The following is a 9,832-nucleotide window of genomic DNA, read 5'->3' as shown; positions in this document are numbered from 1 at the left end:
GTCCGACGCCCGGCGGGCGAGTCGGCGTGCGTCCCGGCGGAGGAGGCGCGTGGAGCGTCTCGAGGTCCGCCGCTTCACCCGTCGGTCGAGGCACCGTCGGGCGACCTGGACCTCGGTCGCGGTCGTGGCCGCACTGCTCGGAGCATCCGTCGGCGTCGCCGTCTTCTCGCCCCTCCTCTCGTTGCAGACGATCACGGTCGACGGCACCGACCGGGTCGACGCGGCCGCGGTGCAGGCGGCCGTCGACGACCAGCTGGGTACGCCTCTGGCCCGCATCGACTTCGACCGAATCACGCGCGAGCTGGAGGCGTTCCCGCTGATCGCCAGCTACGTGACCGAGACCGCGCCTCCCCACACCCTGGTGATCCGCATCACCGAGCGTCAACCCATCGCGACGGTGGCGGACGGCGACGCGTTCGAGCTCGTCGACCCGGCGGGCATCGTCGTGCAGCGCCTCGACGCGCGTCAGGAGGGCGTGCCCCTCGTCGACGTCGCCGGGGCCCCGCTCGACGGCACGGCCTTCCGTGCGTCGACGGAGGTGCTGCTGGCCCTGCCCGCCGCCCTCCGATCGACGGTGGACCGGGTGACGGCGTCGACGGCCGACGATGTGACGTTGACCCTCACCACCGGTCAGCGGGTCGTCTGGGGGAGCGACGAGCACTCCGACCGCAAGGCGGAGGTCCTCGCCGGTCTGATGGCCGATCAGGCTTCGAGAGACGCCTCCGCCTCGGTCGAGTACGACGTCTCGGCGCCCGACAACGGCATCATCCGACCCATCTGATCATGCCGTTCGCGACACGCCTGCCACGATGTTGTCGGGTCCCGGTCGCGGCACATACCTTGTGACTGCATAACTTGCATACCATGTACAACCTTAACCTTCAACTTACGAGTTAAGGTTTCAGCGGAGGCCCGGACGTGACAACGAACCATAACTACCTAGCCGTGATCAAGGTCGTCGGTGTCGGCGGCGGTGGCGTCAACGCCGTCAACCGCATGATCGAACTCGGGCTCCGCGGAGTCGAGTTCATCGCGATCAACACCGACGCCCAGGCGCTCCTGCTCAGCGACGCCGACGTGAAGCTCGACGTCGGACGCGAGCTGACCCGCGGTCTCGGTGCGGGCGCCGACCCAGAGGTGGGTCGCCGCGCGGCGGAGGACCACGCGGAAGAGATCGAAGAGGCCCTCGCAGGCGCCGACATGGTCTTCGTCACGGCGGGTGAGGGTGGCGGCACCGGCACGGGCGGCGCCCCGGTCGTCGCGCGCATCGCGAAGTCGATCGGCGCACTCACCATCGGCGTCGTCACGAAGCCCTTCGGCTTCGAGGGCAAGCGCCGCCAGGCGCAGGCCGAGGCCGGGGTCGCCGCGCTGAAGGACGAGGTCGACACCCTCATCGTCGTCCCCAACGACCGTCTGCTCGAGATCAGCGAACGCGGCATCAGCATGGTCGAGGCGTTCGGCACGGCCGACCAGGTGCTGCTCGCCGGCGTCCAGGGCATCACCGACCTCATCACGACCCCCGGTCTGATCAACCTCGACTTCGCCGACGTCAAGTCGGTCATGCAGGGAGCCGGCTCGGCGCTGATGGGCATCGGCTCGTCGCGCGGTGCCGACCGGGCGATCAAGGCGGCCGAGCTGGCCGTCGCGTCGCCTCTGCTCGAGGCGAGCATCGACGGCGCCCACGGCGTGCTGCTCTCCATCCAGGGCGGTTCGAACCTCGGAATCTTCGAGATCAACGACGCGGCCCGCCTGGTCCAGGAGGCCGTGCACGCCGAGGCCAACATCATCTTCGGCGCCGTCATCGACGACACCCTGGGCGACGAGGTCCGGGTCACGGTCATCGCCGCGGGCTTCGACGGCGGAGAGCCCTCCACCAAGACGAAGGAGCGCCGCTCGAGCTTCGTCGAGTCCGAGGCTCCCGCGTCGGCGTCCGTCGCCGGCGTCTCCGCCATCGCCGACAGCGGTGCGACGCACGACACGCCGTCCTGGAAGCGCCCCGACGACACCGCGTCCACCCAGGCCGCCGACCCCGTCTTCGACGACGGAGACGACGACCTGGACGTGCCCGACTTCCTCAAGTAGGGGTGTCGGTCGAACCCGCCGTCGGCGGTGACCTCGAGGCTCGCCTCGCCCGGGTCGCCGCCGACGTCGGCGATGCCGTCCGGGCCGCCGGTCGTCGGCCCGACGAGGTCACGACGATCGTCGTCACGAAGTTCCACCCGGCGGAGCTCGTCTCGAGGCTCTACGACCTCGGGGTCCGAGACGTCGGTGAGAACCGCCACCAGGAGGCGCAGGTCAAGGCGGCGGACCTCTCCGGTCTCGAGGGTCTCCGCTGGCACTTCGTCGGGCAGCTGCAGTCCAAGAAGGCGCGTCAGGCCCGTCGGTACGCCGCGGCGGTCCACTCGCTCGACCGGGCGAGCGTCGTCGACGCGCTGGCCGCCGACGACGGCACACTCGTCGACGGGTTCGTCCAGGTCAACCTCACCGACGATCCGGGTCGCGGCGGTGTCGCACCCGCCGACGTCGAGGCTCTGGCCGAACGCATCGTGTCGACGCCCGGCCTGCGGCTGCGCGGCGTCATGGCCGTGGCCCCGCTCGACGAGCCGGCGCGACCGGCCTTCGCGCGCCTCCGGGACATCTCCGACCGGGTGCGTTCGATCGCGCCCGAGGCCGGCGACATCTCGGCGGGGATGTCCGGCGACTTCGCCGAGGCCGTCGCGGAAGGCGCGACACACCTACGAATCGGCACGGCAATCACGGGAATGCGGCCGCCTGCTCGTTAATGTCGGGGGAGACGTCCACGATCCGGAGGAAACACATGGCCAACCCGCTGCGCAAGACGATGGTCTACCTGGGCCTCGCCGACGAAGAACTCGAGTACGACGAGCAGACGCCCGCCGCTGCCGCTCCGACGCAGCCCGCCCGCCAGCCCTCCGCCGCGGCGACGTCGCCCGTGGCTCCGGTCGCCCCGGTGGCCGCACCGGCTCCCACCGCACCTCGCGCTCCCGTGACGCCCCTGCGTCGCGCCTCGACCACCACCACGACGAAGAACACGGTGCCTCACGACATGAACGAGATCCTCACGGTCCACCCGCGCGAGTACAAGGACGCCCAGGCCATCGCCGAGAGCTTCCGCGACGGGATCCCCGTCATCATCAACCTCTCGCAGATGACCGAGGCCGACGCCCGTCGTCTCGTCGACTTCGCGAGCGGCCTCTCGCAGGGGCTGTACGGCAAGATCGAGCGCGTCACCAACAAGGTGTTCCTGCTCTCGCCCGCGCACATCGCCGTCAGCGGCGAGCAGGCTGAGGTAGAGTCCGACATCGAGGCGTCCTTCTTCGCCCAGTCCTGACGGGTCGAGGCGCCGCCGCCACGCCGTCCTCTCTGAACGCGGTACGACCGCGCCGACTCGTGTGAGCTGATGACACCCCGATGATCGTTTCTCTGATCGCCACGATCGCCTACTACCTGCTGCTCCTGTTCTTCCTGATGATGTGGGCTCGCTTCGTCCTCGACCTGGCTCAGTCGTTCAGCCGCGGGTGGCGACCTCGCGGCCCGGTCCTCGTGCTCGCCGAGGTGACCTACACCGTGACCGACCCGCCCATCAGGGCGGTGCGGAAGGTGCTGCCGCCGGTGCGACTCGGCTCGGTCGCCCTGGACTTCGGCTGGAGTCTGATCATGCTCGCCGTCATCATCCTCATGAGCGTGACGTCCTACCTCCGCTGACGGCGGCACGCCGCGTCGCTGCACCCGCATCTCTGATGTTCGCTACGGTATACATGAACGTCGGGTGCCCCGACCGGCTCCGAGACTCCGTCCCGGCGTCTCGCGGCACAACAGCACGACCCATGCGACAGCACGACCCATACGTCGGTCACGCCACACGGCGACCGGTACAGACCACGATCGACTGAGACCACGATCAATCGATCCACGAGATTCACGAGGTGACGGCAATGGCTTTGACGCCTGAAGACGTAGTCAACAAGCGGTTCCAGCCGACGAAGTTCCGCGAGGGCTACGACCAAGACGAGGTCGACGACTTCCTCGACGAGGTGGTCGCAGAACTTCGTCGCCTCAACCAGGAGAACGACGAGCTGCGTCAGCGTCTCGACTCGGGCGAGTCCCGCGACGACGAGGGCCAGGCGCCTGCTCCGGTCTCCGCCGTCGCAGCGCCTGTCGCGCCGACTCCGGCCTCGGTCCCCGCACCCGAGCCCGCACCGGCCCCCGAGCCCGCCGTCGCCGCGGTCGTCGCACCCGCCGCGCCGGCCTACGTCGGTCCGTCGGCCGACGAGACCGAGAGCACCAACAACCTCCTGCAGCTGGCTCGCCGCCTGCACGAAGAGCACGTCCGCGAGGGCGTCGAGAAGCGCGACGCGCTGATCGCCGAGGGTCACTCCACCGCGGCACGCGTCGTTGCCGAGGGCGAGGCCAAGAAGCGCGAGCTCGTCTCCGACGCCGAGACCCGAGCCCGCGACGTCGTCCAGACGGCCGAGGCCGAGAAGCGCGAGACCCTCGAGAAGCTCGCCACCGAGCGCACGGGACTCGAGCGTCGCATCGACGACCTCCGCACGTTCGAGCGCGACTACCGTCAGAAGCTCAAGAGCTACATCGAGGGTCAGCTGCGCGAGCTCGACGGAGAGTCGACCGGCGAGAACCAGCCGGTCGCCCCCGCCAGCGCGCAGGGCTTCGGGTCCAACTAAGGTCTTGGCACCCGACACCCCCTCGACGAAGGTCAGCGTCCGCCTCCTGGCGGCGCTGGCCTTCGTCGCTGTCTGCGTCTACGCGGCAGACCAGCTCACCAAGCACCTCGTGACCACGACGATGACCGAGGGCAGCACCATCGACGTCGTCGGCACCTTCTTCCAGCTCCACTTCGTCAAGAACCCGGGCGCGGCGTTCTCTCTCGCCAGCGGTTCCACCTGGATCTTCTCCCTCGCCGCCGCGGCGGTCGTCGTGGCGATCATCGTCTTCGCCCGTCGCATCCGCTCGAGCGCCTGGGCCGTCATGCTCGGCATGCTCCTCGGCGGCACGCTCGGCAACCTCACCGACCGTCTCTTCCGCGAACCGTCGTTCGGCATGGGGCACGTGATCGACTTCCTGTACTTCCCGGACCTCCTGCCGGCCATCTTCAACGTCGCCGACATCTTCATCGTGTCGAGCATGGGCCTGCTGCTGCTGCTGACCCTCCTCGGGGTCAACCTCGACGGCACCCGTGTGCTCTCGAAGAAGAGGCAGCGCGAGCTCGACCGCGAGGCGGAGGATGCCGCGTCGACCGGCACCGCGCCTCCTGTCGACGCCCCGGTGGACCGCTCGTGAGCGAGTACCGTTCGCTGCCCGTGCCCGACGGTCTGGCAGGCGAGAGGGTCGATGCGGCCCTGGCCAAGCTGCTCGGCTTCAGCCGGACGTTCGCCGTCGAGGTCGTGAGCGCCGGAGGCGTGACCGTCGACTCCCGAACGGTCGGCAAGTCCGACCGGCTCGAGGCGGGCTCATGGCTCGAGGTCGAGTGGACCCCGAGAGAAGGCCCCTCGATCGTCGCGCTGGACGTGCCCGGCATGGGCATCGTCCACGACGACGACGAGATCGTCGTGGTCGACAAGCCCGTGGGGGTCGCCGCCCATCCGTCCGTCGGCTGGACGGGTCCGACCGTGCTCGGCGGTCTCGCGGCCGCGGGTTTCGCCATCGCGACCTCGGGCGCCGCCGAACGGGCGGGGATCGTCCACCGACTCGACGTGGGCACCAGCGGTCTCATGGTGGTCGCCAAGACGGAGCGCGCCTACACCGTGCTGAAGCAGGCCTTCCGCGAGCGGACGGTCGACAAGATCTACAACGCCGTCGTGCAGGGGCACCCCGATCCCCTGACCGGGACGATCGACGCTCCGATCGGCCGTCATCCGTCGTCGGACTGGAAGTTCGCCGTCGTCGTCGACGGGAAGCCCTCCGTCACTCACTACGAGACCGTCGAGGCCTTCCCCTCGGCCTCCTTGCTCGAGATCCATCTCGAGACCGGGCGGACGCACCAGATCCGCGTGCACATGTCGGCGCAGCGCCACCCCTGCGTGGGCGACACGACGTACGGGGCCGACCCGACGCTGTCCGCCAAGCTCGGGCTGACCCGGCAGTGGCTGCACGCCGTGAGTCTCGGATTCCGGCACCCGGGCACGGGCGAGCAGGTCGTCTACCGGTCCGACCATCCCGCCGATCTTCGACACGCGCTCGATGTCCTCGGTGAGAGTTAGGCTGTTCCTCCAGCAGTCAGATCCACCATCAGACGGGGAGCCTCTTGGCCTCGAGCAACGACTCATTCGTCCACCTGCACGTCCACAGCGAGTACTCGATGCTCGACGGTGCCGCGAGGGTCACACCGCTCGTCACCGAGGCCGCCGCGCAGGGCATGCCCGCCGTGGCGGTCACCGACCACGGCAACGTGTTCGGCGCCTTCGAATTCTGGAAGTCCGCGACCGACGCCGGCGTGAAGCCGATCATCGGCACCGAGGCCTACATCACACCCGGCACGCACCGCAGCGACAAGACGCGGGTGCGCTGGGGCGACGGCGGTCGTGACGACGTCTCGGGCGCCGGCGCGTACACGCACATGACCCTGCTGGCCGAGAACACCGGGGGCATGCACAACCTCTTCCGGTTGTCGTCGAGGGCGTCGCTCGAGGGGTACTACTTCAAGCCCCGCATGGACCGCGAGCTGCTGTCCCAGTACGGCAAGGGGCTGATCGCCACCACGGGCTGCCCGAGCGGCGAGGTGCAGACCCGCCTTCGACTGGGTCAGTACGACGAGGCCGTCAAGGCCGCCTCCGACTTCCGCGACATCTTCGGGCGTGAGAACTACTTCGCCGAGATCATGGATCACGGTCTCGGCATCGAGCGGCGGATCATGGGCGATCTGCTCAGACTGGCGAAAGACCTCGATCTGCCCCTCGTGGCGACGAACGACCTGCACTACACCCACGAGCATGATGCGACGAGTCATGCGGCGCTGCTGTGCGTGCAGTCCGGCTCGACGCTGAACGACCCGAACCGCTTCAAGTTCGACGCCGACGAGTTCTACCTCAAGACCGCCCAGCAGATGCGTCACCTGTTCCGCGACCACCCCGAGGCCTGCGACAACACGCTGCTCATCGCCGAGCGATGCGACGTGCAGTTCAACACCTCCGCGAACTACATGCCGCGCTACCCCGTGCCCGAGGGTGAGACGGAAGAGACCTGGTTCATCAAAGAGGTCGAGAAGGGCCTCGTCTACCGCTACCCGAACGGGATCCCCGACGACGTCCGCAAGCAGGCGGAGTACGAGATCGGCGTCATCGCCGGCATGGGGTTCCCCGGGTACTTCCTCGTCGTCGCCGACTTCATCAACTGGTCGAAGGAGAACGGCATCCGCGTCGGGCCGGGTCGAGGCTCGGGCGCCGGATCGATGGCGGCCTACGCCATGCGCATCACCGACCTCGACCCGCTGCGGCACGGCCTCATCTTCGAGCGGTTCCTCAACCCCGACCGCGTCTCGATGCCCGACTTCGACGTCGACTTCGACGACCGTCGCCGGGGCGAGGTCATCCAGTACGTCACGGAGAAGTACGGCGACGAGCGGGTGGCGCAGATCGTCACGTACGGCACGATCAAGGCCAAGCAGGCGCTGAAAGACAGCTCGCGGGTGCTGGGCTTCCCGTTCGGGATGGGCGAGAAGCTCACGAAGGCCATGCCTCCGGCCATCATGGGCAAGGACATCCCGCTCACCGGCATCTTCGACAAGCAGCACGACCGGTACAAAGAAGCGGGCGACATCCGTGCGGTCGTGGAGTCCGATCCGGAGGCGCGCACGGTCTTCGATACTGCCCTCGGACTCGAGGGCCTGAAGCGGCAGTGGGGCGTCCACGCGGCCGGTGTCATCATGTCGAGCGATCCGCTGCTCGACATCATCCCCATCATGAAGCGCGAGCAGGACGGTCAGATCGTCACGCAGTTCGACTACCCCGCCTGCGAGTCGCTCGGTCTGATCAAGATGGACTTCCTGGGGTTGCGGAACCTCACGATCATCAACGACGCCCTCGACAACATCAAGACGAACCGCGACTTCGACCTGGTGCTCGAAGACCTCGAGCTCGACGACGCCGGCGCCTACGAGCTCCTCGCCTCGGGCGACACCCTGGGCGTCTTCCAGCTCGACGGCGGGCCGATGCGCGGTCTGCTCCGCCTGATGAAGCCCGACAACTTCGAGGACATCTCGGCCGTCATCGCGCTGTACCGACCAGGACCCATGGGTGCGAACTCGCACACGAACTACGCCCTCCGCAAGAACGGGCTGCAAGAGATCACGGCCATCCACCCCGAGCTGGAAGAGCCCCTGTCCGAGGTCCTCGGCGGCACCTACGGTCTGATCATCTACCAGGAGCAGGTGATGAGCGTCGCGCAGAAGCTCGCCGGCTTCTCGCTCGGTCAGGCCGACATCCTGCGGCGCGCGATGGGCAAGAAGAAGAAGTCCGAACTGGACAAGCAGTTCGCGGGCTTCTCGCAGGGCATGGCCGACAACGGCTACTCGCCGGAGGCCGTGCAGAAGATCTGGGACATCCTGCTGCCGTTCTCCGACTACGCGTTCAACAAGGCGCACTCGGCGGCCTACGGCGTCGTCTCGTACTGGACGGCCTATCTGAAGGCGCACTACCCCGCCGAGTACATGGCCGCGCTGCTGACGAGCGTCGGCGACTCGCGCGACAAGCTCGGTCTCTATCTGAACGAGTGCCGGCGGATGGGCATCAAGGTGCTGCCACCGGACGTCAACGAGTCGATCGGGTTCTTCGCCGCCGTCGGCGACGACATCCGCTTCGGCATGGGCGCCGTGCGCAACGTGGGGTTCAACGTCGTCGATCACATCATCGCCGCCCGCCAGAAGGAGGGCGCGTTCACCACGTTCCACGACTTCCTGCGCAAGGTGCCGCTGCCGGTGACGAACAAGCGCACGGTCGAGTCGCTGGTCAAGGCCGGAGCCTTCGACACCCTGGGCTCGACTCGACGGGCGCTGGTCGAGGTCCACGAGTCGGCGGTCGAGGCGGCGGTCAGCGAGAAGCGCGCCGAGGCGAACGGCCAGGTCGGCTTCGACTTCGACAGCCTGTGGGACGAGCCGGCCGACGTGCAGCAGGTGCCCGAGCGACCGGAGTGGTCGAAGCGCGACAAGCTCGCCTTCGAGCGCGACATGCTGGGTCTCTACGTGTCGGACCACCCGTTGGCCGGGCTCGAGCTGCCCTTGGCGAAGCACGCCCAGACGACGGTCACGGATCTCCTGGCGAGCGACGCCTCGATGGACGGCGAGACCGTCACCATCGCGGGGCTGATCACGAGCGTGCAGCACCGGGTCGCGCGCAACAGCGGCAACCCGTACGGCATCATCACCGTCGAGGACTTCGGCGGTGAGATCACCGCGATGTTCCTGGGCAAGACCTATCAGGAGTTCGGCCCGACGCTGGTCGGCGACTCCATCATCGTCCTCAAGGGCCGGGTCAGCCTCCGCGACGACGGCATGAACCTCCACGCGGTCAGCATGTTCAGCCCCGATCTCGGCGCCGGCGTCAACCACGGGCCCCTCGTGCTGCAGATGCCCGAGTACCGTGCGACCACCGACACGGTGACGGAGCTGGCCGCGGTGCTCGGGCGACACTCCGGGGGCACGGAGGTGCGCCTCCGTCTGCTCAAGGGCGACAACGCGCGCACCTTCGAGATCCCCATGCCGGTCGACATCACGGCCGACCTGTTCGGCGAGCTGAAGAGCCTGCTCGGCCCGGGCTGCCTGGTCTGAACCGGGCCACCGGTCGGTCGGTCGACCGGTGGC

9 protein-coding genes are annotated in these 9,832 nt (G+C 68.4%); all 9 read left to right on the top strand.

The window, feature by feature from the left end; all coding sequences use genetic code 11:
• Positions 1-49: 49 nt before the first annotated feature.
• The 9 genes from IFT51_RS07505 to dnaE all read left to right on the top strand — a co-directional run bounded on the left by IFT51_RS07505 (position 50) and on the right by dnaE (position 9,799).
• Entirely contained in the window at positions 50-781 is a 732-nt protein-coding gene (locus IFT51_RS07505; RefSeq protein WP_243213979.1) for an FtsQ-type POTRA domain-containing protein, read from the top strand.
• A 137-nt stretch (positions 782-918) separates the two neighbouring features.
• A complete protein-coding gene (gene ftsZ, locus IFT51_RS07500; protein WP_192060442.1) occupies positions 919-2,082 on the top strand; it encodes a cell division protein FtsZ in 1,164 nt (387 codons plus the stop codon).
• 2 nt (positions 2,083-2,084) lie between these two features.
• A complete protein-coding gene (locus tag IFT51_RS07495) occupies positions 2,085-2,783 on the top strand; it encodes a YggS family pyridoxal phosphate-dependent enzyme (RefSeq protein ID WP_192060441.1) in 699 nt (232 codons plus the stop codon).
• Between the two features lie 35 nt (positions 2,784-2,818).
• A complete protein-coding gene (locus tag IFT51_RS07490) occupies positions 2,819-3,352 on the top strand; it encodes a cell division protein SepF (protein WP_192060440.1) in 534 nt (177 codons plus the stop codon).
• Between the two features lie 80 nt (positions 3,353-3,432).
• Positions 3,433-3,726 carry a YggT family protein gene (locus tag IFT51_RS07485; protein ID WP_192060439.1) on the top strand — a complete coding sequence of 98 codons (294 nt, stop codon included), beginning with the start codon at positions 3,433-3,435 and terminating at the stop codon, positions 3,724-3,726.
• Positions 3,727-3,956: 230 nt separating this feature from the next.
• A complete protein-coding gene (locus IFT51_RS07480) occupies positions 3,957-4,703 on the top strand; it encodes a DivIVA domain-containing protein (RefSeq protein ID WP_192060438.1) in 747 nt (248 codons plus the stop codon).
• Positions 4,704-4,707: 4 nt separating this feature from the next.
• Entirely contained in the window at positions 4,708-5,319 is a 612-nt protein-coding gene (gene lspA / locus IFT51_RS07475; RefSeq protein WP_243213981.1) for a signal peptidase II, read from the top strand.
• Positions 5,316-6,239 carry an RluA family pseudouridine synthase gene (locus IFT51_RS07470; protein ID WP_192060437.1) on the top strand — a complete coding sequence of 308 codons (924 nt, stop codon included), beginning with the start codon at positions 5,316-5,318 and terminating at the stop codon, positions 6,237-6,239. Before lspA ends, IFT51_RS07470 begins: the two co-directional genes overlap by 4 nt.
• A gap of 98 nt (positions 6,240-6,337) precedes the next feature.
• A complete protein-coding gene (dnaE, locus tag IFT51_RS07465; protein WP_192060601.1) occupies positions 6,338-9,799 on the top strand; it encodes a DNA polymerase III subunit alpha in 3,462 nt (1,153 codons plus the stop codon).
• The last annotated feature ends 33 nt before the right edge of the window (positions 9,800-9,832 follow it).

Source organism: Frigoribacterium sp. CFBP 13712 (assembly GCF_014842255.1).
GTDB lineage: Bacteria > Actinomycetota > Actinomycetes > Actinomycetales > Microbacteriaceae > Frigoribacterium.
The sequence above is the reverse complement of the archived record's forward strand: the minus strand, read 5'-3'. Positions and strand labels throughout refer to the sequence as shown.

Excerpts from the sequence above, each read along its gene's own strand:
- IFT51_RS07485 (WP_192060439.1), top strand. The coding sequence starts at position 3,433 with ATGATCGTTTCTCTGATCGCCACGATCGCCTACTACCTGCTGCTCCTG.
- IFT51_RS07490 (WP_192060440.1), top strand. The coding sequence starts at position 2,819 with ATGGCCAACCCGCTGCGCAAGACGATGGTCTACCTGGGCCTCGCCGAC.
- dnaE (WP_192060601.1), top strand. The coding sequence starts at position 6,338 with ATGCTCGACGGTGCCGCGAGGGTCACACCGCTCGTCACCGAGGCCGCC.
- IFT51_RS07480 (WP_192060438.1), top strand. The coding sequence starts at position 3,957 with ATGGCTTTGACGCCTGAAGACGTAGTCAACAAGCGGTTCCAGCCGACG.